Origin of the sequence: Paracoccus sp. N5 (assembly GCF_000371965.1) — a bacterium.
GTDB lineage: Bacteria > Pseudomonadota > Alphaproteobacteria > Rhodobacterales > Rhodobacteraceae > Paracoccus.
The window spans coordinates 2,254,200-2,275,034 of the sequence record NZ_AQUO01000001.1 but is presented as its reverse complement, the minus strand read 5'-3'; the positions used below and the strand labels follow the sequence as shown (position 1 = coordinate 2,275,034).

The 20,835-nt window shown below is 64.7% G+C and carries 33 protein-coding genes and 1 tRNA gene; 15 read left to right on the top strand and 19 right to left on the bottom strand.

What is annotated here, in order from left to right:
• Nucleotides 1-9 precede the first annotated feature (9 nt).
• The 12 genes from PARN5_RS0111475 to PARN5_RS24175 all read right to left on the bottom strand — a co-directional run bounded on the left by PARN5_RS0111475 (nucleotide 10) and on the right by PARN5_RS24175 (nucleotide 8,969).
• Entirely contained in the window at nucleotides 10-1,422 is a 1,413-nt protein-coding gene (locus tag PARN5_RS0111475; protein ID WP_017999919.1) for a phage portal protein, read from the bottom strand.
• On the bottom strand, nucleotides 1,422-1,625 hold the full coding sequence (locus PARN5_RS0111470) for a hypothetical protein (protein WP_017999918.1): 204 nt from the start codon (nucleotides 1,623-1,625) through the stop codon (nucleotides 1,422-1,424). Before PARN5_RS0111470 ends, PARN5_RS0111475 begins: the two co-directional genes overlap by 1 nt.
• Nucleotides 1,626-1,628: 3 nt before the next feature.
• A complete protein-coding gene (locus PARN5_RS0111465; protein WP_017999917.1) occupies nucleotides 1,629-3,797 on the bottom strand; it encodes a terminase gpA endonuclease subunit in 2,169 nt (722 codons plus the stop codon).
• Nucleotides 3,797-4,465 carry a terminase small subunit gene (locus PARN5_RS0111460; RefSeq protein WP_017999916.1) on the bottom strand — a complete coding sequence of 223 codons (669 nt, stop codon included), beginning with the start codon at nucleotides 4,463-4,465 and terminating at the stop codon, nucleotides 3,797-3,799. Before PARN5_RS0111460 ends, PARN5_RS0111465 begins: the two co-directional genes overlap by 1 nt.
• A 154-nt stretch (nucleotides 4,466-4,619) precedes the next feature.
• Nucleotides 4,620-5,351 carry a hypothetical protein gene (locus tag PARN5_RS0111455; RefSeq protein ID WP_036744601.1) on the bottom strand — a complete coding sequence of 244 codons (732 nt, stop codon included), beginning with the start codon at nucleotides 5,349-5,351 and terminating at the stop codon, nucleotides 4,620-4,622.
• Nucleotides 5,352-5,507: 156 nt separating this feature from the next.
• Nucleotides 5,508-6,149 carry a hypothetical protein gene (locus PARN5_RS0111450; protein WP_017999914.1) on the bottom strand — a complete coding sequence of 214 codons (642 nt, stop codon included), beginning with the start codon at nucleotides 6,147-6,149 and terminating at the stop codon, nucleotides 5,508-5,510.
• Nucleotides 6,146-6,736 (bottom strand): hypothetical protein, encoded by a 591-nt coding sequence (locus tag PARN5_RS0111445; RefSeq protein ID WP_157403970.1) that lies wholly within the window; start codon nucleotides 6,734-6,736, stop codon nucleotides 6,146-6,148. The genes PARN5_RS0111450 and PARN5_RS0111445 overlap by 4 nt, the downstream gene beginning before the upstream one ends.
• 255 nt (nucleotides 6,737-6,991) lie before the next feature.
• On the bottom strand, nucleotides 6,992-7,570 hold the full coding sequence (locus tag PARN5_RS0111440; protein ID WP_232419339.1) for a hypothetical protein: 579 nt from the start codon (nucleotides 7,568-7,570) through the stop codon (nucleotides 6,992-6,994).
• Nucleotides 7,571-7,611: 41 nt separating this feature from the next.
• Nucleotides 7,612-7,899: a DUF6378 domain-containing protein gene (locus PARN5_RS0111435; RefSeq protein WP_026155361.1), complete on the bottom strand. Its 288-nt coding sequence runs from the start codon at nucleotides 7,897-7,899 to the stop codon at nucleotides 7,612-7,614.
• Nucleotides 7,886-8,077 (bottom strand): hypothetical protein, encoded by a 192-nt coding sequence (locus PARN5_RS24180; protein WP_157403969.1) that lies wholly within the window; start codon nucleotides 8,075-8,077, stop codon nucleotides 7,886-7,888. Before PARN5_RS24180 ends, PARN5_RS0111435 begins: the two co-directional genes overlap by 14 nt.
• Nucleotides 8,074-8,592, bottom strand: coding sequence for a hypothetical protein (locus PARN5_RS0111430; protein WP_198289581.1), 519 nt, complete (start codon nucleotides 8,590-8,592; stop codon nucleotides 8,074-8,076). The genes PARN5_RS24180 and PARN5_RS0111430 overlap by 4 nt, the downstream gene beginning before the upstream one ends.
• A 158-nt stretch (nucleotides 8,593-8,750) precedes the next feature.
• Nucleotides 8,751-8,969, bottom strand: a complete 219-nt coding sequence (locus tag PARN5_RS24175; protein ID WP_157403968.1) for a hypothetical protein — start codon at nucleotides 8,967-8,969, stop codon at nucleotides 8,751-8,753.
• A gap of 170 nt (nucleotides 8,970-9,139) precedes the next feature.
• Here PARN5_RS24175 and PARN5_RS21980 point away from each other — a divergent pair, with 170 nt between their 5' ends.
• Nucleotides 9,140-9,379, top strand: a complete 240-nt coding sequence (locus PARN5_RS21980) for a hypothetical protein (RefSeq protein ID WP_036744597.1) — start codon at nucleotides 9,140-9,142, stop codon at nucleotides 9,377-9,379.
• A gap of 182 nt (nucleotides 9,380-9,561) precedes the next feature.
• On the opposite strand, the gene PARN5_RS0111420 is transcribed toward PARN5_RS21980, so the two are convergent.
• The 4 genes from PARN5_RS0111420 to PARN5_RS0111400 all read right to left on the bottom strand — a co-directional run bounded on the left by PARN5_RS0111420 (nucleotide 9,562) and on the right by PARN5_RS0111400 (nucleotide 12,426).
• Complete coding sequence (locus PARN5_RS0111420; RefSeq protein WP_017999908.1) at nucleotides 9,562-10,059, bottom strand: hypothetical protein; 498 nt, start codon at nucleotides 10,057-10,059, stop codon at nucleotides 9,562-9,564.
• A complete protein-coding gene (locus PARN5_RS24560; RefSeq protein WP_017999907.1) occupies nucleotides 10,056-10,208 on the bottom strand; it encodes a hypothetical protein in 153 nt (50 codons plus the stop codon). The genes PARN5_RS0111420 and PARN5_RS24560 overlap by 4 nt, the downstream gene beginning before the upstream one ends.
• Nucleotides 10,208-10,477 (bottom strand): hypothetical protein, encoded by a 270-nt coding sequence (locus PARN5_RS0111410; protein WP_017999906.1) that lies wholly within the window; start codon nucleotides 10,475-10,477, stop codon nucleotides 10,208-10,210. The genes PARN5_RS24560 and PARN5_RS0111410 overlap by 1 nt, the downstream gene beginning before the upstream one ends.
• Nucleotides 10,478-11,802: 1,325 nt before the next feature.
• Entirely contained in the window at nucleotides 11,803-12,426 is a 624-nt protein-coding gene (locus PARN5_RS0111400; protein ID WP_017999904.1) for a hypothetical protein, read from the bottom strand.
• Nucleotides 12,427-12,678: 252 nt separating this feature from the next.
• On the opposite strand from PARN5_RS0111400, the gene PARN5_RS0111395 reads away from it, so the two are divergent.
• The 14 genes from PARN5_RS0111395 to PARN5_RS21965 all read left to right on the top strand — a co-directional run bounded on the left by PARN5_RS0111395 (nucleotide 12,679) and on the right by PARN5_RS21965 (nucleotide 19,491).
• Nucleotides 12,679-13,098 carry a hypothetical protein gene (locus tag PARN5_RS0111395; RefSeq protein ID WP_017999903.1) on the top strand — a complete coding sequence of 140 codons (420 nt, stop codon included), beginning with the start codon at nucleotides 12,679-12,681 and terminating at the stop codon, nucleotides 13,096-13,098.
• Entirely contained in the window at nucleotides 13,098-13,244 is a 147-nt protein-coding gene (locus PARN5_RS24170) for a hypothetical protein (RefSeq protein ID WP_017999902.1), read from the top strand. The genes PARN5_RS0111395 and PARN5_RS24170 overlap by 1 nt, the downstream gene beginning before the upstream one ends.
• A 126-nt stretch (nucleotides 13,245-13,370) precedes the next feature.
• The gene (locus tag PARN5_RS0111385) at nucleotides 13,371-13,571 is read left to right on the top strand and encodes a hypothetical protein (RefSeq protein WP_017999901.1); all 201 of its coding nucleotides are present in this window, start codon (nucleotides 13,371-13,373) and stop codon (nucleotides 13,569-13,571) included.
• A gap of 3 nt (nucleotides 13,572-13,574) precedes the next feature.
• A complete protein-coding gene (locus PARN5_RS0111380; protein WP_017999900.1) occupies nucleotides 13,575-13,946 on the top strand; it encodes a hypothetical protein in 372 nt (123 codons plus the stop codon).
• Between the two features lie 10 nt (nucleotides 13,947-13,956).
• The gene (locus PARN5_RS0111375; RefSeq protein ID WP_017999899.1) at nucleotides 13,957-14,940 is read left to right on the top strand and encodes a DUF2303 family protein; all 984 of its coding nucleotides are present in this window, start codon (nucleotides 13,957-13,959) and stop codon (nucleotides 14,938-14,940) included.
• Between the two features lie 62 nt (nucleotides 14,941-15,002).
• Entirely contained in the window at nucleotides 15,003-15,290 is a 288-nt protein-coding gene (locus PARN5_RS0111370; RefSeq protein ID WP_017999898.1) for a hypothetical protein, read from the top strand.
• 32 nt (nucleotides 15,291-15,322) lie between these two features.
• Nucleotides 15,323-15,490, top strand: coding sequence for a hypothetical protein (locus tag PARN5_RS24165; RefSeq protein ID WP_017999897.1), 168 nt, complete (start codon nucleotides 15,323-15,325; stop codon nucleotides 15,488-15,490).
• Nucleotides 15,483-16,442, top strand: a complete 960-nt coding sequence (locus tag PARN5_RS0111360) for a phage Gp37/Gp68 family protein (RefSeq protein ID WP_017999896.1) — start codon at nucleotides 15,483-15,485, stop codon at nucleotides 16,440-16,442. The genes PARN5_RS24165 and PARN5_RS0111360 overlap by 8 nt, the downstream gene beginning before the upstream one ends.
• A complete protein-coding gene (locus PARN5_RS21970) occupies nucleotides 16,442-16,693 on the top strand; it encodes a hypothetical protein (RefSeq protein WP_017999895.1) in 252 nt (83 codons plus the stop codon). The genes PARN5_RS0111360 and PARN5_RS21970 overlap by 1 nt, the downstream gene beginning before the upstream one ends.
• Nucleotides 16,686-16,937: a hypothetical protein gene (locus PARN5_RS0111350; protein ID WP_017999894.1), complete on the top strand. Its 252-nt coding sequence runs from the start codon at nucleotides 16,686-16,688 to the stop codon at nucleotides 16,935-16,937. Before PARN5_RS21970 ends, PARN5_RS0111350 begins: the two co-directional genes overlap by 8 nt.
• A gap of 389 nt (nucleotides 16,938-17,326) precedes the next feature.
• Complete coding sequence (locus PARN5_RS24555; RefSeq protein WP_198289580.1) at nucleotides 17,327-17,491, top strand: hypothetical protein; 165 nt, start codon at nucleotides 17,327-17,329, stop codon at nucleotides 17,489-17,491.
• Nucleotides 17,488-18,216, top strand: coding sequence for a hypothetical protein (locus tag PARN5_RS0111340; RefSeq protein WP_017999892.1), 729 nt, complete (start codon nucleotides 17,488-17,490; stop codon nucleotides 18,214-18,216). The genes PARN5_RS24555 and PARN5_RS0111340 overlap by 4 nt, the downstream gene beginning before the upstream one ends.
• The gene (locus tag PARN5_RS0111335; protein ID WP_017999891.1) at nucleotides 18,216-18,398 is read left to right on the top strand and encodes a hypothetical protein; all 183 of its coding nucleotides are present in this window, start codon (nucleotides 18,216-18,218) and stop codon (nucleotides 18,396-18,398) included. The genes PARN5_RS0111340 and PARN5_RS0111335 overlap by 1 nt, the downstream gene beginning before the upstream one ends.
• Complete coding sequence (locus PARN5_RS21965; RefSeq protein ID WP_017999890.1) at nucleotides 18,385-19,491, top strand: tyrosine-type recombinase/integrase; 1,107 nt, start codon at nucleotides 18,385-18,387, stop codon at nucleotides 19,489-19,491. The genes PARN5_RS0111335 and PARN5_RS21965 overlap by 14 nt, the downstream gene beginning before the upstream one ends.
• Before the next feature lie 8 nt (nucleotides 19,492-19,499).
• On the opposite strand, the gene PARN5_RS0111325 is transcribed toward PARN5_RS21965, so the two are convergent.
• The 3 genes from PARN5_RS0111325 to PARN5_RS0111315 form a co-directional block, all read right to left on the bottom strand.
• Nucleotides 19,500-19,576 (bottom strand) — tRNA-Pro (locus tag PARN5_RS0111325).
• A 58-nt stretch (nucleotides 19,577-19,634) separates the two neighbouring features.
• The gene (locus PARN5_RS0111320) at nucleotides 19,635-20,015 is read right to left on the bottom strand and encodes a DUF192 domain-containing protein (protein WP_232419338.1); all 381 of its coding nucleotides are present in this window, start codon (nucleotides 20,013-20,015) and stop codon (nucleotides 19,635-19,637) included.
• A gap of 116 nt (nucleotides 20,016-20,131) precedes the next feature.
• Complete coding sequence (locus PARN5_RS0111315) at nucleotides 20,132-20,725, bottom strand: cold shock domain-containing protein (protein ID WP_017999888.1); 594 nt, start codon at nucleotides 20,723-20,725, stop codon at nucleotides 20,132-20,134.
• Between the last annotated feature and the right edge of the window lie 110 nt (nucleotides 20,726-20,835).

The following is a 20,835-nucleotide window of genomic DNA, read 5'->3' as shown; positions in this document are numbered from 1 at the left end:
CTGCTTGGGCTAGCCCGGCTTGGCAGCCGGCGGTATCGACAGCCCGTCGTCCTTGTCGGCTTGCTGATCCTTGACGCGCTCTTCGCGAATCCGGTCTGGGTCGCGCCCGAGTTCGCGCTGCACCCCCTGGCGGCTGTTGAGACCGGCATCGATCTCCTCGATCATGGCCGGGATTTCCTTGGTCGGATCGACCAGGATGCGACGCGGCGGCGTCCAGTCCATGGTGAACGGGATGCCGCCGTGGCCGACCAGACGCAGTCCGTCGCGGAACCAGCGTTCCATGCCGGCGCCGAACTGGGCGATCATCAGACCGCGCTGCCACATCCGGACCAGCCGGTCCATTTCGTTGCGACCGAGGCGACCCGAGGAGAAGTTCACTTTTTCCAGGTCCACCGCGAGAGATTCATAGGTGACCCCGATCCCGGCCGCGATGGCCCGCAGGCCTTGCTTCATGAAGTCGGAATATCCTTCCACCGTGGGCGGATTGACAGTTACCGGCTCGGCGCCGTCCGGCAGTTCGACCACCGCGCCAGGGGCCAGTTCCTCGAGCCCTTTGCCACCCGTCGTGCCCTTTTGCGATCCGCCGACCCATTTCAGCATGATGGCCATCAGCGACGACATGCGTTGCTTCAGGATCTGCGCCTCCTGGTAATCCGACAGTTCTCCCAGCGTCATCATGACCGGTGCGAGCCAGGGAACGCCGCGCAACTGCCCTGGCCGATCAAAGCGCCGGACATGGATCACGTCGGACCAATGCACCCGCGTCGAGGTAGGCGTGTCGCCGTGACGCACCGCGCCCGGATGCTCGGATAAGAAGTGATAGGCCTCTATGGCGCCGGTCGGCCCATACTCGACGCCTTCGATTACCAGGTTCGCGCCATTGCTCTGCACGGTCGTGTCGAGACAGTCGGCCTCCAGCAACTCGACCTGATAGGGCAGTGCCAGGGCAGCACCGAAGCGGGCATTCCGCGCGCGGCGGCGCAGGAATACTTCGCCATCGCTGAACACCGTCGCCATGCAGATCTGCTGCATCTCCTGCAGGTCGTATTCGCCAAGAGAATCGATGTCGTTCGACAGGAGGTGCCGCCGCATCAGCTCTTCGACCACGGGCTTGGCATTCGCGTTATCCGACCGGATCGATGGGATGATCCCCTCGCCGACGACGTTCGCGACCACGACATCGCGGGCCCGAGCCGCGTAGGCACGGTTTCGGATCATGTCGCGGCTGATCTGCCGCAGCCGTTCGCGCGAACCGAAAGCCGCGGCATCCGCCGCTGTCGCAGGTGCTTTCCAGCCATATGTGCGCCGCCCACGAGAGGCGGCGTCATAGTTCATGACGGCCGACGCCTGCGCCCGGGCCGTGACGCGCCGCAACCCGACCTCGGGGCTGAAATAGCCGATGACACGATCGATGACGTTCATCACAGCCCTCGCGTGGTGCGCGGAAAGCTGACACGGAACGCCCCCGAAGCTCGGCCCGCCAGAACGTCCTCGATCATGATCAGCGTCTCTTTCATCTCGGCCAGCGACCGAAAGCGAACCCGCTCGCCGTTGACCTCCGCTTCGGAGACACCTTTCGCGATTGCCGCGCGCAGGCGCTCGGCATCAGCCTGGGTAAAGGGCATGGCTCAACGCCTCCTCAGGAAGTTGATGGCGCGGGGCAGATCCGGGTCGGGACGGCTGCGCGCGCTGTCGGGATCGTTCGGCCGCTCCAACTGGACGGCGTTCGGGTTCAGCATGCCGGCCAGACACCAGGCGGGCGGTGCCTCCCAGTTGACGCGGTTGATGCCAAGGTGCTCGGCCAGTGCCAAGCCCTGCACCGATTGGTCGAGGGACTCATTGCGCAAGATGCCCTTGCGCAATTCCCAGCCCTTGTCGCCGCGCTGTTCGGCGAGATGCTCGGCAACATGCTCCGCGCCCATCCAGGACGGAACGTGCTGGGCATTGACCGGCGTATCCAGCCGCCCCAGCGCCGCGGCAACCGAATCCTTCAACCGGTCTACCGCCATGTTGAGCAACCGGATGCCGCGCGCCTTCTTGCCACCCGAGGCGCGTTCCGGCGCCTCGTGCCAGACCCGATCGCGCTGGTTGAAGCCGGCGCGGCCGATCGACAAATAGAAGCGACCGCCGCGACCCTCGCGTGCCTGCTTTCGCCAGAACTTCTCGGCGTTGTCGGACCAACCCTTAGGGCCGTTGAAGTCGATTACCACCGCGACCGGTTTCAGGCCCCAATCCGCCCCCTCGACCGGATAGACCCGGTCGGCGAGTTCGGCCAGGACGTTGGCATCTTCAGCATACCGGCCCGGATCGACCGCCCGATATTTCCCGTCGTCGCCCTTTGCGCTCGGGGCATCATCGGGGGGCTGATGAATCGCAAAGCGATCAAGCGCGACGCGCTCCCCTTCTGCGCCCCAGGCCATGGCCATCACCTCGAAGCGGTTGCCCTGCACGTCGACCATGACCGTGACGAAGCGCGCCCAGCTCGGCGCGATCCCCTTCGGCAGCGGTAGCGCGTGCTCGCGCAGCACCTCGACCGTAAGCGCGTCCTCGTCCTCGAGCTTCGGCCGGCGATAGGGCACGCCGATTTCGGTGTAATGGACGCCGGAAAAATCCAGATCGTCGTTATCGATCTCGAACGCCCGGCGGGCGGTCTCGTAGCGTTCGACCAGTCCGGACCAGGATGAGAAGGCCGCCGCGACGCCATTGAAGGCATAGCTCGCAAAAGGCGTGTTGCGGATCTCCGCATCATCGATCCTGACCAGGTTCCGGCGCCCGGTGGCCTCGTCTACCACCCTGCCCTCATGCAGCCAGCCGCCATGGTGCTGCGCAGCACGCCGGTTCAGCTCGGCCTTGTGGCGATGCGGCAGGACCGATCCGCAATGCGGGCAGACCATGACCGCGCTGTCGCCGGCCTCGCCGGGATCGAGATCCCGGTTATAGTCGAGCCGTTCATAGGTAGGCTCGAACAGATCTTCGCAATCCGGGCATTGCCAATACCAGCGGCCGCGCGTGCCCTCGTTATACAGGTTCACGATCCCGCCCGTGGTGGCAGGCATCAGGTGTGGCTCCAGCGGATTGGCAGCGCGGGCCTTGTCCTCGTCCACCGGAAAGGCGGGCGTGCTTTCGACGAAGACACAGCCCCGGCTGAGGAAGGTCTTGATGCGGCGCAAGGCCATGCCGAAAGGCGTGTCCTCAGGCGCATCCTTCGGCCCGAGCCGTTGCGGCATGTGATCGTAATCCGTCAGCAGCACCATGCGCTGCGAACGGGACGAAAGCTGGTTCGCCACCGGATAGCCGATGGTCAGGCGCATGCCCTTGAAGCGCTTGCGGCTAAACGTGCTGTCGTCGCGCGCTTTTCCCAGTCGTTCGTAGAGCCGGGGGCTGTTGTAAATCGCCGGGTTTAGCTTCTCCTCGACCCAGGCGTCGGCATCGGTCTTGGTCATGTGGATCAGCTGCACCGGGCCAGGCGCGCAGGTGATTGCATGCGCAGATACGGAAAGCAGCATCTGGCTCTTGCCGCTCTGCGACGGCCCGACAAAGATCACGCCCTTGAAGCGTCGAGACTGCGAGATGTCCTGCGGCTCGATGGTGTAGGGCGTGACACCGCGATCATATTCGCCCCACCTTCCTGCGATGGGCACCCGCAGGGCGCCCTCAGCCGCGTCCGTGACCGTGATCCGGCTGGGCGGATCGAGCAGCGGGAGCGCGTCCGCCAACATCTCCTCCGGTGTGATGAAGGGCGGCAGCGGCGGGATGCGGCTCAGCTGCCCCATGCCGCGATCAAGCATCAGCACCATCAGCCCAGTTCCATTTCCGATTGCCGGCCGTTCAGCGCGATCACGGCACCGCCCCGGGCCAGGCGCTCCTCGATAAGACGCCGCGCCTCGCCCCGCACCTGGTCGCAGTAATCCTGCATCTGCGCGACCTGCGCCGGCGACAAGCCGAAGTTCATCTCGGCAAAGTCCGGCAGGTTGTCCATCGCCGTGCCGAAGGCGACCACCAGATCCTCGAGGAGCGGCCGCATCCGGTCGGCGCGCAGCAGATCGCCCCGCTGCTCGGCCACGCGGTTGCGATGATATTCCGCCTCGGACCATTTCCGCAGGTCGTCGGCGGTCAGTTCCGCCTCTTCCTCGGCCTGGTCGTCGTCGAGGTTGCGGAACGCGAGCGCGGCCTGCGCGGCGAGCTGGTCGCCGCGCAGCTTCGCGGCCCGGGACCGATCATCGCGGTCCTGCCGCCACGCCCAGCAATGCCCGAGTCGGAATTCGTAGGAAACCCCGTTCTGGCCGGCGCTCTCGACGGGCATGCCCTGCGAAAGCCATTTCGTGATCGTGTTTTCCGAGACGCCGAAGGCCTTGGCGAGCTGGGCGCGGTTCAGAGGCGTGCCGTCATCGACCACGCCATCCGGCAAAGGATAGCGCGCGACATCGAGCACGCTCCCATCTGCCAGCGTGATGGTGAGCGACATGACATCTCCAAGATGAACAACAGCAACCCCAACCGCAGCATGCGGCTGATTTTGCTCACCTAAATTTAACGGGGCGCGAATGACCCCCGTGCGGCCCGATGGGGGGAAGGACCCGAGGGGTGCCCCTTTTTTGGGCAATGGGATGCAGCGGCGGTCAACCGCCCGACCGCGCCGCCATCTTGGCGGTGGTGCGCCGCAGATGGTCGGGCAGCTTGGCCTGATACACGTCCGCCGCGCCGTCGAGGAAGCCGAGGCGCGGATCGTAGGTCGGCATGGCCCGCGTGAAGTGCAGCACCTTGCTGATGGTGCCATCGGCATCGCGCTTCCAGATTCCTGCCGAGAGCCGACTTTCAGCCCGAGGCACGAAGAAGCCGGCACGCTTGCGGTTGCGCTTGCGCGACGCCGCACTGGTGTTTGCCGTTGTGTCTCGCTGCGCCTGCACAGCGGACAGCACGCGGTTCCGCTCGCCAGTGTCCCAGTTGCCATAGGCATTGAGCTTGGCCCCGCCCGCCGGTGTCACCGCCGTGATGATCCCGTCATAGGCCAGGCGCGCATCCAGCAGCCCCTCGAGGCCGGTTCGACCACGTGCGCCGCCGCTTTCCTGCACCTTCAGGAAATGCCGCCGCCCGACCGAGGGCCGTTCCATGACTTCGGCGGTCAGGTTGTCCGGGCGCGCGCCCTTCACCGTGAAGGCGTTCTTGGTGAACGGCGTCGGCCGGTCGAAGACCTCATCCATCCGGCCCTGCACATGGGCCAGCACATCTCGCGCCGTGTCGTTCAGAGCCCAGGAGCCGGCGATGCGCACCTGGCGATCAGAGAGCCGGGACAGATGCGCCTGCATCTCCCGGTCATCGAGGACGAGAGTGAGCATGATGGGATTTGCCATGGTGTCGGCCAGCCGCCCCGCCGCTGCAGCCGGCCATCATAACCGCGCCTGTCGGCGGGCGCGCTCGGGTATCCCGGAAATGAGAAGCGCCCGCGATGATCTCTCATACGGGCGCAGGTATGGTGGTGGCAGAATGTCAAGGAAGCCAGGGGGAAGTCAAGCGCTATTCCATGGAGAGAGATCAGGCAGCCCGTCCACCAGCTTCAGCGCCGTAAAGGCGTCGCACCATGACAGTTCGGACAGCAGGTGCAACAGGGCCCCATACCATGCCAGATACTCGCGCCGCCGATACGCCAGAGCCGCCGCCGACCCGGTATAGGTAACCGGGCACAGCTCAGGGCGATAGGTCTTGACCCGGCTGCGCGCATCCCGAAACGTCACGCTGTCGAGCTTTCGGGTGCAGGCCAGCCATTCTCCAGCATCCGTCGTATCCCAGCCGCACGGAACGACCGCCCGGCGTTCATCGGCCCGCCAGCACGGCACCCGCCGCGCCCGGGCGCATTCCGCGACCAGCAGCGCCATGCGCCGCCCCCCCACCCCGATCGGCAGCGCCTCGACGGCCGCCGCGATGATCTGAGCATCGGGATGCGGATCGCTGGATCCACCGCCATCGACCCGGCAACCCAACTCGCGCTGGCGCTGCAGGATCCAGATGTTGTCGACACCAGGCCGGTCGAACTCATGCGCCCCGGTTTCGTCGAAATCGATCTGGGCCCGCTCGACCGCAAAAGCCCATTCCAACGCCTGCTGGATCGTCATCTCGCGCACCGCGGCGCGACGTGGCCACATCGCGTTCATGCCGCCTGCCCTTCCCTACGCTTTTCGTCCTGCATGGCGCGGATCTCCGCCATGTCCTTGTTCCAGTGGTTGAGGAATGCGATCTGGACACCGGTCGCGATCCCGGCGGCGACGTTCTCGCGCGCGATCAGCAACTGGCGCTGGTTCTCGGCCGCTTCCTCGCGCAGCTGCTTTTCCTTCCAGCCGCCCTCGACGAACGGCGGCGGGCCGTGGCGCTTGACCTCCTGATACATCTCGAAGGCCCAGCCCTCGGCCATGGCGCGAAAGCCCAGGACCGAGGTCATCATGCTGCGCGGATAGGGCGAAGCCTCGGACGGCGCCGGGCTCATCGTCATGGCCACGCGCCGGATATGCGCCTCGCTCGGCCATTCATCCTTTACGGCCATCGCTGCGATATGGTCGCGCAGACCCGCCAGATGCTGATCGTCCAGATAGGTCAGCCAGGACCGCAACCGCGCCAGCATCTTCCCATGGGCCTCGGGGCTAAGCCGCTTGCCCGCCCCGTCCTTTCCCCGCTTCAGCCCTGCCAAAGGCTCCAGCAGCAGCGCATCAACCCGCGCCTCGGCTTCCGTCCTTGTCCCTGTCATCGCAATACCCGTGTTCCCCAGCTTGCTGACTTATCCACAAGCCACACCGGTCGAAGTCCGGGCTCGGCCTATATCCTTTCATTTCTTTTCTTCTCGTTTCTTTTCCTTTCAGCAGTCACAGAATCCGGGCAAAAAAAGGGATCGAACGCGGCGAAACACGGAATATTCCGTGATCTTCCGTGTTCATTCCGTGATTTTCTGTGATTGTTCCGGAATATTCTGTAACCGTCACAGATTGCGACAGAACCGCACAGATCATCTGCCGCCCTCCTCGATCTGGTATTCATCCAGCGCGGCGCGGATGAACGGCTCGCGCCGCTGATTGTCCGGATATCGCGTTTCGAGCCAATCGTTGAAGCGGTCCACGAAGGTCGGATCGCGCAGCAGCTGCCCGGCGCCGATGCGGGTTTCGATCATCTCGCGCAGATCCTTCACCCGCTTAGCCCGCTTCCGTTCGTCCCGCTCGGCCCTGTTCTTGCGGCTTGACTTCATCGCCTCGAGCGCGACCTCTTGCACCACGGGATGGGCCAGCCGGATTTCGCCATTGTCGCACCTGACCCGATGCCAGTTGTGCAGCGGCGTGATGCTTCGCTGGCAGAGCGACTGCCACAGATCGACCGAGATCCCGATCGCCTTCACCAGCAGCCGATCGTCCGTCGGCAGAGTGCCGATGGGGGTTTCGTCGTGGGACTCCAGGAACAGCAGGAAGCCATACCAGCCCACATCCGGGTCACAGAGGTTGCGAAACACACTTTTCCGAAACCGCTTGATGTTCCAGGGGACGAAGAAATGCGCGTCCAGCCGGTCCTCACAGGAGATCGGATATTCCGGCATGTCATCCGTGGCGACCAGACCGAGCTGGCGTGGGACCGCTGTCATGCCGCACCGCCTTCCGTCGCGATCTCGCCGCCGAGGGCCGCGAAACCGGCGATATCGACCCAGCTGTCGACGTGACCGGGATTGGTCGACGCGCGCACGAGCTTGACCGCGACCATGAAGGCCGCGACATCAGCTGCGCCGCGCGCACGATCACCGCGCGCCTGGTCGAGCGCGGCCCAGACCTGGGCGATGGCATCGAAACCGACCTGCGCGCTGCCATAGGCATCGGCACGGTCGCGGATGATGCAAAAACCCGCGTCATCAAGGATCTTACTGCGGATCACGATCTTTCCCTTCAATCCGTTGAAATGCGAACTGGCCCGCAACCCGCTCGGCCAGGCGCCGCAGCGCCGCATGCGCCGCTTCGGGCGTCACGGCGATCAGCGCTTCCAGGAGCGCTAGGACGCCAGCGCGAGCACCGGCGCGATAGGCGTTCTCGTGGCGGATCCGGTGCTTGCTCACAGCAACGCCCCCTCGACCGTCTCAGCCGGTTCCGCCGGATAGTCGTAGTCATGCTCCAGCCGGCGCCGGCATGGCGCGATCCAGTGGAACCGGGTGGGCTCGCCCATGGCTTCCTTGCGCCAGACGATCCAGCAATAGGCGGTTGCCGTGCTGCCCTTGGCCGAAAGCCGGCCCTTGTGCATCACCACACGTTCCGTGAATTGCAGGATGTCGCTGGGCGGGAAGGCGCTGAACAGGTCGCGGTAGCGCCCGACGCCTTCCAGGAAGGCAGAGCGCACGATCACCGCGACGCCGCGACGCGAGGTCGCCAGGGCGCGCTGGATGAACTGCTCGGCCAGGCGGAACGGCGGGTTGGTGATCGTCCAATGCACCGGATCGGGCAGCGGCCCAAACAGGTAATCGCGGACCGGGAACCCGGCACCATAATCATGGACATCGGCCGCATCGACCGCGCCGAAAAACTCTCGCAGCACCCGCACCATATGGCCGCGATTGGCTGCTGGTTCGCGTGCCACCAGACCCCAAAGAGCCGCAGCATCCCAGTCGTTTCCCGCTCCCTGCTCCAGCCATTCACAAAACGCCCTCGTCGCCCAAGGCGGCGTCGGGAAATCGTCGAGGCTGTCATGAGGCTCGGCGCGCTGCTGCATTACGGCGGAACTGCGGTTCTGGCCGGTCAATGTCGTATCCCCGCATGCTTGGCGCGGTGCAGCGAAGAGAACGATGCACGGAGGCGATCTTCTATTGGCCGAGGGTCGAAATCACCCTCGTTCAGCCCATAGGCGCAGGCGTCAGCCAGCAACGCGATAGCATCTTCCGGCCTTTCCTCATGCGCTAAGGCCTCCTCCCAGAGGGCAATCATCGAGCCGAAGAGGTGGCGTTGATCCTGAGTCATGCCGCTGCCTTCTCGCGAGGGGCCGGCAGACTGCCGCAATTTACATCGCGCGTGTTTGTGCCATCAAATTGCGAATGCAGGGCGACTCGTTGGAGCGAGTCGCCCTGCAGGTGAAGCCGTCGCCCAACAGCAAAGGACGGCCCCATAGCAGCCACGTAAAAGGAAAAACCATGGCTACTTATCTCGACCCGGAAACGGGCGTTCTGCTGAACCGCATTACGGTGCAGCGGTCTTACCTCGGCCGGCTGGAACAGGAGACCGCACGGAGAATGCGCCGGCGCGGATGGTCTCAACAGCGGATCGCGGGCGAACTCGGCACCAACCAAGGCCGGGTGAGCGAGGCACTTGCCGACGATGATGACGGCGGTAAAGGAAACTCGGGCACCGGTGGTCAAGGTTCGCTGTTTTGACGCCTGACCAGGCCCGGAAGAAAGCAGTCCCTCCGAACGGCCTACCCTAAACCACCTGCTTCTGCCGCTCCGCGGCCAACGAACCACGTCCACTTGCCGGTGGTATCGCTGCGACAGATTCCATCCAGCCAGCCCGGCCACCCCCCTCGATCGCAGAGCCCCTTTTTCGGCAACCTGCCCGATCATGCCGTGCCCTCGCGCGCGGCAAGCACCTCGTCGCGGCACTGGCGGATGGTGGCGATCACCGCCTCGACATCGAGCCCCCCGGCCGAAACCATCAGACTGCCGCGCGGCGCCGTCTCGGGTCGGGCCCCGCCCAGGTAGGGCTCCAGCCCCGGAACCTCGGCAAGCGATATGGGCCGATCGCCATCGGCAGCGACGCGGCCGCGCTGCAGGAAGCCGGCCCCGCGCAGGTGCCCGTATTTGCACAGGTGCGTGTAGACCGTTGTATGGTTCAGCCCCAGCAGCTGCGCCGCCTCGGCCGGCGAGGCCGCCCGGGCGCCATCGGGAAGCTCGATCCCCAACGGATCAGCGAGCGCCGCCGCATAGCGTTCCAGCCGGGACAGGTCGCCGTAGGCGCGCAGGTGATGGCGGATCGCGGAAGATGTGACGCCAAGGCGAGCCGCGGCGTCGTTCACGTTGGCATAGCCCGGGATGTGGACAGTTTGTGCCGTGGTCATAGTTTCCGCGCCCCCTTGATCTTGTGGAAAAACTTTTCCGATTGCGACTTGAACCAATCGGTCGAATGGGCATGCGCCCCGGCCAGCCGCAGCGCCCGGCGATGCCGGGCGGCGTAGTAACGCTGTGCCATCCGCCAGAAGATCCGCATCACTGCACCTCCGGGTCGATGACCTGAAACACCGCCTCGGCACCGACCAGGGCGATGACCTTCAGCACATAGCGAAAATGCGGGGCGTTCTCGCGGCGCAGCCAGTTGCGCACCGTGCGCGCGGTGACCGGGCGGCTGTCCGAGGTCAGGACCTCGGCCGCCAGCTCGGCCAGCTCGTTCTCGCTCCGCGCCTCGGGAAAGGCCCGCCACAGCAGCCCGGCGAACCAGGCGCGCTCGGCCTCTTCGCCGCCGCATTTTCGGAAAGACATTTCTGAAGGTCCTGTGCTGTTGTTTCCCCGTGCAGAAGGACGATCACCAGAACGGAGAGAGGACGCGGGATGAGAATGAAGGCTCATGCCGCGCCCTCGGAGGCACAGCGCCTTGCGCGCTCCGCATGCAACGCGTCGCGAATTTTCTGCTCCGTATCCGGCCAGACGCGCCCCCCCTTCCGCAAACGAGGTAAGAGCCGTCCGTTGGCCGCAAGAAGCACGCCAACGCGGTGCTCGGAAAGACCGGTTTCGGCGATAAAACTGTCAATCTCGGTGAGAAGCGAACGGTCCATAGCCGACATATACACGCAGTTGCGTGTAATGCAATACCCGCAACTGCGTGCAAGCATCGGTTGCACAGCGATGATAGCTAAATAGCTATGAAAGATGGATGGGTGCAGCGCCTTCGGGCCGCAATAAGCGAAGATGGACGTAGCCTGCGCGCGCTGAGCATAGCCGCGGGGCTTGGCCCCAACTACCTGGAGCAAACCTTCAGTCGCGGATCCTCGCCCGTCCAACAGAAATTGGCAGCGATCTTAGACGAGTTGGGCCAAGAGGCCGCCATCTACGTCTATACTGGGGTCCGAGCAAACGCTCAGACTATCGCATATCTCAACTACCTTGCGGCGGCGCCCGAGGATCTGCGCCAGACAACCCTTGATCTACTGGCGAAGTTAGGCCGCGAGATGCAAACCCAGCACGAAGATGGTCAAGGACAATGCGTTGACGAACGGGATCAAGCTTAGACCACAGATCAAGAGCAATTGCGATTGGAACCTCCATCACCCCTCCGACTCGCAAGAACATTCAGAGAACTTTAGGCAACTTTCCGCCGACCCGACAACCCTGAACATGCCGCGCCGCAACCAACAGATGAGCCTTGACATGCCATCCGACCCGCCCGCCACCATCGCCACCCTGGGGCCGAACTGGCCGAGACGCAGGTCGCGGGCGCGGCACTGGTGGTGCCGGCCGAGATGGTTGAGCGGATCTAGCAAGCTATTTCAGGACTAGGAGGTCTAAATGGGCAGGGTAGGAGTTGGCGACAGCCAAAAACCAATTGCGAGCAAGCCCAGCTCGCCGCCACCGCCACCAAAGAAATGATGCGCAATGTCAAAAAAACCGACGACCCCGGTGTATGTCACGCGATCCCAACAGCCGGTAGCAACCAAGCCAGCAAGTAATGCTCCTCCACCAAAAAAATAGAAAGGTCCCAATATGGCACAGAAACCGTCAACGCACGAAGGATTGACTGGAGTCGGCGGCTCGCAGACACCAGCCGCCCCATCGACGAACGAGGAAAAGCCCAAGCCAGTCCCGAAACCTTAGCACGGTCGAGTCACCTCAATCCTTGCGACCTCTGAGGCGGGAATGATGGTCAGCTCAAACCCCCAGTCGGCGAAGTTTTCATCGAACGGCTGCTGCGGGACCCATTTCTTAGTTTCTGGGTCATAAGCATCCGTCACATAAATCCCGACAGAGCCATCTTCTCCTAGTATGCACGATTTGAGGGGCGCGTCGTTGAAATCGCTTAAGCGACTCGACATTAGGCGGCGACCGTCCTTCAGATACACTGTCAGACGGGTCGGCCCTTTCAGCTGAGCCGCAAGCATCGTCTTCCAAGCGGTTGGCTGTCCGTCGTGGTCAATATACCCTGCATCCCTGAGCTTCTCAGCGACCCAGCCACTTATATACCGCCTCCAATAGAGTGCGGTGACATAAGCGGCCCATGCACCGATCAGCAGGCCCGCATCGGGAGCGACCTTCGGAGAGATCAAATCTGAGATCGCTCGCGTCAGCGCTGCGAATACGACAACACTGAAGATGATGTCCGTCTGCTTATGGTGCCCGTCGCGTCCGACATAAGCTGTTCGATAGCAAAGGTAACCCACCGCCAGCGGCAGGAGGGTGCTTAGCGGCAAGCTCAGCAGCGCATTTGCACCATCCATCTGCTCGGCCTCATCAGTGTGTGCAGGTCGACCATATCTCACCAGCTCATATCGAGCCAGCAAACACGGAACCCTTAGCGCCGCAGCCCGGCGCCGGCAGGGTGAACGCTGCGCCCGCCCTGCCGGCAGGATAGCATGGGCGAATCGGGTCCGCTATACCGATATGCACGCAGTTGCGTGTTTTCATTTGCAATGCACGCAACTGCGTGTATTTATGCAACCCATCGGCACCCCGCCGACGGGAGAAGCAGCATGCATGGGAACGAACAGGCCTTTGTCGCCGCGACAGCGCGCCGGGCCTCGGCCGAGGCGGATGAGATCGGGATGCGTTCTGGGCGGACGTTGCGCCGGCGCGTGCCGGTGCTCGACGGCTACCCTGCCCTGAAATCCGGGGGCGACGACACGCTTCGCATCCAGGGCGTTCCCGAGGCGAACCTCGGATTTCAGGTCGACGAATTTGCCGCGGAGATCTGGGATGACGACGCGCGCCGGCCGATCGCCTGGGGCGTCGTGTTTCTCTGGCTGGCCATCGCGCTTGTGCTGCTGGTCGGGTTCGTCTTCGGATGGCTGATCGGCTCGATGTGGAACTGGATCGATGTCGCCGATTTCGTCGCGCCGACCGCCGCCCAGTCTCGGGACATGGGCTGGGTCGCGCTGTCGGAGGGCCGCTGATGCCCCGGTTCTACGGGCTGACCAACCTGCTCACCAACCAGACCCGGCTGGTATCTGCCGAGATGCTGTCGCGCTTCTTTGACAATCGCGATCCGCGCGGCTGGACCGATCCGGTCCCGGTCTGCGCGACGGAACGGGTGGCCTGACGGCTTGTCGCCGCCCCCACTGGCTGGCCGCGCGGCGGCGGTTTTCCTCCCTCCGCCCATCGCGCGGCCAGCACTTTCTCTTTTCACACCGCGCCCGGCGGCTCCGGGCTTTCAAAGGAGAAGCCTATGAACCGGCTTTTGAAATGGCTCCGCCACGAGCATCTGCCGCCGCACCTGCAAGCGGTGGTGAAGCCCATCGACGCGCTGGCGCGGGAGATGGACACCGCGCTTGTCGAGGGCGCCGAGAAGACCGCCGGCATGCGCAAGCTGGTCGAGGCGAAGGATTGCTTCGTCCGGGCTCGCATCGAGCAGGACGAGGAGGCCTGAGGTATGGAAATCCCCACCTCTGCCCCGCAGATGCGCAGCCTCGATCAGATGCTGTCGCTTGCCGACGCCGGCGACTACCTGCCCGACCTGCTGTCGCGAATCGAGGCGAACAACGTCGAGATGCGCAGCTTTGCGCAGCAGTATGCGACCACCGCCAAGGGCAAGATCACGATCACCATCGACGTTGCGGTTGATCCCTTCGGCGCAACCCAGATGACGATGGATGACAAGATCGTCGGACCCAAAGCACCAAAGCGCAAGGCCGTCGCCTGGATGACCGGCGATGGCGGCATCACCACCCACAATCCCGCGCAGTCCCGCATGGAAATCCGCGATGCCGGCAACGGCAAGCGCGAGCTGCGCGCCGCTGAGTAAAGGACAGCCCATGACCTCCGAAACCCCGAAGAACATTGCCGAGACGCTGCTGGCCGAACTGCCGCGCCTGGGCGAGGTCCAGCCTATCAGCATGCCGACGGCAGACGAGCCCGAGGCCCCTTTCATCGTCGCCGTGCCCGAAGGCCTGCGCGTCGAGGATCTGACCAGCAAGCACCGCGCCGTGGTCGAGGCGCTGAAACCGCTCCAGCGCACCGGCAAGGCGGTGCTGGCCGATCTGGACAGCCTGATCAGCTGGACCAATCGCTTCAAGGGCGCGGATACCGCACTGTTCGGCCAGATCCATCCCGCGCCCAAGCTGATCTCAGTGATCGACTACCACGGCCAGGGCGCCCCGGTGGTTGCGCCGGAAGCCGGCGACCCGGCCGCGAATTATGGCCGCCACCGCGCTGTCTATGACTTCCCCGTCTCCGAAGAATGGAAACGCTGGAGCGCGATCGACGGCAAGGCCCTCGACAAGGACGTGTTCGGCGAGTTCATCGAGGCACAGGCCAGCGACTTCCTCGACCCCACGCCGGCGCTGCTGGGCAAGCCCGGCGACCAGATCGAGGACTGGGAACAGCGGATGATCGACATCGCCGCCAAGATCCAGGGGCGGTTCGGTCAGTATGCCGCCATCAACCTGCTGTCGCGCGAGTTGAAGATCCACGAGGTCGGCCACATCGAGGTCAAGACCAACCGCGACACCGGCGAAGCCCAGGTGCAATTCCTGACCGAGCATCGCAGCCCGGACGGTAGCCCACTGACCCTGCCGAACCTCTTCATGATCGCGATCCCGGTTTTCGAGGAAGGCGCGCTTTACCGTCTCGCCGTGCGCTTCCGCTATCGCAAGGCCGGCCAGGACGTGAAGTTCATCGCCTCGATCTACAACCCCGACGCGGCGCTGCGCGATGCCGCCCGCGAAGCGATGGCCCATGCCCAGGCCGAAACCGCCGTGCCCCTGATGATGGGCCGACCCGAGATCGGCGCGGACTGACCCTTCCGGTGCGCGGCGCGGCTCGCGCCGCCATCCCGAAGGATCAGCACAAAGGGTCAATCATGAACACCGCACATCGCCTGGAATTCTTTCTGAACGCGGACGGCGAGGCTTGGGCGTGTTTCGCCTGGGGCCACATCCCGACAGAGACCATAACCCGGGAACGCATCCTCGAAGCAGCTGCTTACCATGCATCGCTGGGCGAGGAGGACCTGGAAGAACTCGACCCCAGTGCCGTCCGGCATTTCTGGCTGCGCAAAGGCGAAGCGACTGGCGACTTCGACGAGGTCTGGTATCGCTGCCAGGCTGAGGATGACGGAGCCGAGCCCGTGACGGGGGTGCAATTCTGATGGGCGCGGCGCGCCCTGAAAGGCGGTGCGTGATGGCTGACCGCTGGATCAGGATGCCCGGGCCCGGCCAGATGCGCGGCGAGGGCGAGTGGGTCGAATACTTCGGCACCGACGACGAATGGGAATGGCTCCAAGGCACCGGCTATCTGCCGACGGCCGAGGGCGAAAAGCCCGAGGGATGCGAGGTGCAGCATGGCTGAGAACAGCAACATCGAGTGGACGCACCACACGTTCAACCCGTGGATAGGTTGCACCAAGGTCGGGCCCGGCTGCGATCATTGCTATGCTGAATCGTGGGACGCGCGCGGGCTCCAGCAGCGCGAGACACGATGGGGGGCGCATGCCGCCCGGACGCGCACCAGCGCGGCGAACTGGCGCAAGCCACTGGCATGGGACCGGGCTGCAGCGGCCGCCGGCGAACGGCACCGCGTATTCTGCGCCAGCCTCGCCGACGTGTTCGACAATCATGCCTCGATCCCGCCGGAATGGCGGGATGACCTGTGGTGGCTGATCGCGGCGACACCGAATCTGGACTGGATGCTGCTGACCAAGCGGCCGGGTAATATCGACCGGATTCTGCCGCATGGCTGGTCGGGCGGCTGGCCGAACGTCTGGCTGGGCTGCACCGTGGTCAACCAGGCCGAGGCCGACCGGGACATTCCGAAGCTGCTGGCGGCGCCGGCGGCGGTGCGATTCCTCAGCATGGAGCCGCTGCTGGGATCGGTGGATCTGCGGCATTGGATAGGTTCGCAGCCCTACCTGCCCGGCGCATCGACGCATGTTGATGCTAATGGCTACGAGCGTCAGGACATTGGTGGCGGGATCATTGACGGCCTCGACCTCGTGATCGTCGGCGGCGAGAGCGGGCCCGGCGCGCGGCCGATGCACCCGGATTGGGTACGGTCCCTGCAGGATCAGTGCCAAGCTGCCGGCGTGGCGTTCCATTTCAAGCAATGGGGCGAGTGGGCGCCGGGGTTTTTCGGGAACGGCCAACCGCTGGGATGCTTCAATGATGCCGGCGAGTGGGTTCTACCCGTCCAACGAGAATGGGCCATGCAGGATCGCCAGCTGATGACCAGAAGGGGCAAGGCTCGCGCTGGCCGGATGCTGGACGGCCGCTCCTGGGACGAAATGCCGGGGTTGCGATCCTGATGCCGATCTATCCGCCCAGCCCCGACCCTTTCGAATGCGCCATCTGCGGCAAGGCACGCCCACTGCAATGGCAAGACCCGACGCAGACGGACTACCCGCCGCTTTGCTGGGCTTGCGAGCAATTCGGGTGGCGGCTGGGACCGATCACCCGAAATCCCGACATGCGCCTGGCGAAGCAGATTTCCGCCCTGTCGGGAGCCTTGGCCGAAGAAGCCAGCCGGAAAATCTATGAGGAGGCTCGCCATGGCTGAGCGGGACTATGTCAGCACGCCGGTTGCGGACAGCTTGGGGTTGCGCGATATCATCCTCGGTCTTGCCGCCGACCTCCAGCAGCTGCGCGCCGGCAAGATCAGCCCGAATGAGGCTCTCGCGCGCGCCGCGCTGGCCAAGCAGATGTTCAACGGCGTCCGGCTCTACATGCAGGCGGTGAAGACCATCGAATTGGCCGCGCGCGACGTGAGCCAGCCGAAGACGATCGAGGGGGGCGCGGAATGACCTTCCACCCGCACCTCCTAGTCAGCAATCGCTTGTCAGGCGACCTCGGAACTCGGGCCCGCAGCCGTCTCCTTGATGCTTGCCATTGCGGCCTCTTCCGTCCAGGCGCGACCGGACACCTCGGGAATCCCGATCAGAAACCAAGCCCAGGCGCCTTGGCCTGGCGCTTCCGGAGAGTAGGAAATGCGACCGACGGGTCGGTCACTGAAAGAGATGGTCCAATCCCCCGCAATGGTATTGCCATCGACAATCGTAGGAACGCGAGTCCACATGCGACGTCCTTTCTTCAGTTTTTGTTGGTCATCCGACGTGAGCGCCAACGAAGCTGGCGCGGCCGGCGGACGAAAAAGAACGCCCTGCATCTAGCGTCGGGCGTCATACGGATTCGGATGATCTCCGAATATCCTCACAGTTCTGTAACCGCGCGGGGCGACCTGCGCAATCGGTTTGAGGCTGAGCCAAGACTGACCGCCGCCACGCGGCTGCATCCGGTCTTTCCGGCCGGCATCACGCAACTGCTGCTGTTTCGCGATTTCGTCGGGAGGCGCGCATGACCCGCCCTCTCCGTGTCGGCATCCTGTGCGAGACCTCTGGCGCCATGCGCCGGGCCTTCGCCGCCCTCGGGCATGATGCGACATCCGTTGACCGGCTGCCGGCCGAGGACGGCAGCAACCATCACATCGTCGGCGACGTTCGGGACTATCTCGACTACGGCTGGGATCTGCTGATCGTCTGCCACCCGCCCTGCACGCGGCTCTGCAACAGCGGCGTGCGCTGGCTGAGCGAGCCTCCGAAGAACCCGCCCGACGAAGCCACCACGGCCGAGAAGGCGGCATGGTCGGCGCTGTCGCGCGAGGAGCGGTTGGCCATCATGTGGCGGCTGCTGGACGAGGGCGCCGAGCTGTTCGCGGCCTGCTGGCAGGCCCCGGTCCAGCGGGTCGCGGTCGAGAACCCGGTCATGCACAAGCACGGCCGGGCCCGGATGCCCGCGGATCTGCCCAAGCCACAGATCGTCCAGCCCTGGTGGTTCGGCGAGCCGACCTTCAAGGCGACGGGCTTTTACCTGCGCGGTCTGCCGGCTTTGACTGCCACCAAGCGCCTGATCCCGCCGAAGCTGGCCACCGAGCCCGAGCGGCACAAGGCCTGGTCGGCGATCCACCGGGCCAGCCCCGGCCCCGACCGATGGAAGATCCGCAGCCGAACGTTCGATGGCGTCGCCCGCGCCTGCGCCGAGCAATGGGGCGGCTACGCACTCGACCAGATCAGGAGGATGGCGTGATGTCCCGCCGCGCAGCATTCACCGAGGCCGACATCCGCCGCGCGATGAAGGTTGCGCGGTCGATCGATGCGCGGTCGATTGTCGAGGTGACGGCCGAGGGAACGATCCGTATCCTGCCGGAATCGGTGCGCACCAGCACGTCCGAAGTTGATAGATGGTTCGAAGAGAATGACGAGGGTTAACCTGAAGGGCATCAACCGGGTGCGAAAGAAGCTCGCGGACGGCTCGATCCGCGAGCATCATTACGTCGGCCGCGGCAAGGGCGCCGTGAAATTCTGGGACAGTGCCAGCGGTATCGCCATAGGTTCGCCCGAATATGTCGAGGCATTCACGAAGGCGTCGCGTTCGGGGACGCCGGCGCAAGGCAAGTTCCGGTCGGTTATCCTGCGCTTCCTGGACAGCCAGGACTTCACCGAGCTTGCGCCGCGCACCCAGTCCGACATGCGGAAATCATTCTTCCACGCGACGAACGGCATCGATCACAAGTTCGGCGACGCACCGCTGGCAGCATTCGAGGATCCGCGCATCCGGCGCCAAGCGCTCGACTGGCGGGACAAGATCGGCGGCAAGGTTGGCGATGACCGAATCAGGCACCTGCAGCGACTGGTCGGCTTTGCCCTGGACCGGACCATGATCCGGCACCATCACCTGATGGGCGTCAAGTCGGTCTACAAGGGCAAGCGCGCGGAGATCTTCTGGATGCCGGAAGAGATCGAGGCGTTCCGCCTCGGCGCCCCGGATCACGTCTGGCGCATCCTCGCAATCGCCCTGGAGTCGGGCCTGCGGCCGGGCGACCTGTTCGAGTTGACCCGCGAACATATCCACCGGACGCCGCACGGGCACCGAATCGTTATCTGGACAAGGAAGCGCAAGCGGCTCGCCTCGATCCCGGTCACGGACCGGATGGCAGAGCTGATCGCGGATACGCCGGAAGGCCAGGCCCGCCTGATCGTCAACAAGGGCGGGCAGCCCTACCAGCATGAGAACTACCTGGGCGACGCGGTCAGTACCTGGCGGGACAAGATCAAGATTCGGTCGGAGCTGCAGCTGAAGGATGCGCGCGGCACGGCCGCCACGCGCTTGCTCGAAGCCGGGGCAGAACTGAAGGAGATCGCGACCCACATGGGCTGGTCGATCAAGCACGCTGCCGAGGTGATCGAGCGCTATGTGGCGCTGTCGCCCAGCATGACGGATGGACTGGCGGAGAAGCTGGCGCGGGCCGAATCCAGAACAAAGTTGCAAACCGCGCTGCAAACCGGAGAGGGTCACAAGTAGCTAAGTGCTGGTCGGGGCGAGAGGATTCGAACCTCCGGCCTACGGTACCCAAAACCGTCGCGCTACCAGGCTGCGCCACGCCCCGAACCTGCGGATGTTACTAGCGGCTGACCGCGCGGGGGGAAAGCGAAAAACCGCGCCGCTCAGTCGCAGGGCGCCAGCGCCGTCGCCTGCGGCAGGCGCGGATGCGCCAGCACCATGCCCGGCACGATGCCCAGCCGGGCCGCGTCGCCGCCGGGCAGTTCCAGCACCATCAGCCGCTCGGGCGCCGGATCGCCCGGCGCGGCGCCGGGGATCGCGGTCTCGTCCAGCGGACGGGCCATGGCATGGACATGCCGCACCGCGCCGCGGGCGTCGATAAAGACCATGTCCAGCGGAATCGGGGTGTTGCGCATCCAGAAGCTGACGGGTTGCGGGGTTTCATAGATGAACAGCATGCCCTGCCCCGCCGGCAAGTCGCGGCGGAACATCAGCCCGCGCGCACGTTCTTCGGCCGTATCGGCGATCTCGACCGGAACGCTCACGGTCGACGCCCGGCCCTGGAACAGGGCCTGATCGGCAAGACAGGTCGCCGCCTGGGCGGCAAGAGGACTGGAATTTGTCAGAAGGAGCGTCGCGACGGCCAGACTGGCCCGCAACGTCATACCGCGCCCGCGACCAGCCGCAATTTAGCGAGCGCGGCCCCCCCCCCCGGTTGGACCAGGCGGGCTTCGGCCACCGCCCTTTCCCAGGACAGGATCTGCGCCGCCATCAGGCCGCGCCGGCCGTCGACCACGCGCAGCGCGATCGCCTCGCCCACCGCCAGGTCGGAAAAGCCGGAATGCCGCAGCACCTCGATATGCAGGAACACATCGGCCTTGTCGGCGAAGACATTGGCGAAGCCGAAGCCCTTGGCCTTGTCGAACCATTTCACCCGCGCCGGCAGCAGCGGCAGCAGCGCGACCTCCTCGGGCGTGGCCGAGCACAGGTCGGCGATGGCCGGCATCGGCTCGGCGGCCGGCGGCCGGATCTCCAGCACCTCCAGCGCCTGCATGCCGCGCGGCGTCTTCTGAATGATCGCGGTGACCTGAGACCCCTCGGCGACCGAGCTCTGACCGAAATTCCGCAGCACATTGGCATGCAGCAGGATATCGGCGCCGCCCTCGGGATCGGTCAGGAAACCGAAGCCCTTGCCGCCGTCAAACCACTTCACGACGCCCGCAATCTTACGCTGTTGTTCGTCGTTTTCTTCCATCTCTCTTCGTCACCCGTGTGAAAACCGCAATGACCCGAAACTCCGACGCACGGCCTTCGGCAAGTGAACCAAGGTGTGCCCGGATTGGTCAGGTTTTCCATACCATGGAT